This is a genomic window from Bartonella sp. AA89HNZF (assembly GCF_042196905.1).
Taxonomy (GTDB): Bacteria; Pseudomonadota; Alphaproteobacteria; order Rhizobiales; family Rhizobiaceae; genus Bartonella.
The window spans coordinates 1-744 of the sequence record NZ_JBHIRD010000107.1; the positions used below are offsets into that span (position 1 = coordinate 1).

General features: G+C 40.5%; 1 pseudogene. It reads left to right on the forward strand.

Going from position 1 to position 744, the window contains the following annotated elements:
• Nucleotides 1-744, forward strand: a pseudogene (locus ACFIN0_RS09965) (damage-inducible protein); the annotation flags it as partial.

A 744-nucleotide genomic window follows, 5' to 3' on the forward strand; every position in this document is an offset into this window, starting at 1 on the left:
TTGATGCCATTATGTTTTTACACCCGCGTAAAAGCCAAGTGGATGTGATACAGGCGGTGGGGCGTATCATGCGCCGTGCCAAAGGCAAGAAAAGAGGCTATATCATTTTACCCGTTGGGGTGCCGGCTGGGATTTCTGCTGAAGAGGCTTTAAAATACAACAAGAGATACAGTGTTGTCTGGCAAGTGATCAATGCTTTGCTTTCCCATGATGAAAACTTTGAAGTAACTCTTAACCAGATGATTTTAGATCAAGACGTCAGTCATACTTTAGAGATTGTTGCCTTAAAGAGTATGACCACGGTTGAAGATAAAATCCATGTTTATGAGAAACCAGAAAGCGCGGGGCTTGAGATTGGAAAAGCAGCCTATGAACCACAAAAATACATTCATAGTGTTACAGGAAGATTACCCTTTTATAAAGATTTTCCCAATGCACTTAAAACCCTTTTGGCTAAGAAATTTACCCTTGCCGATTACTGGGGCATTTGGGCTGGCAATGTTGCTGAAATTGCTCAAAACCATATCAATCGTCTTAAAGATATACTTTCTGATGAAACCAGTGAAGCCTTTCATGCTTTTGATGCCTTCCATAAAGAACTAAAAAACAACTTAAACAGTGAAATAAAACAAGAGGAAGCCATTGAGATGTTAGCACAACATCTTGTCACGCGTCCCGTGTTTGAAGCCTTGTTTGAGGGCAATGAATTTGTCCAAAACAATGCCATTTCGCAAGCAATGGAAA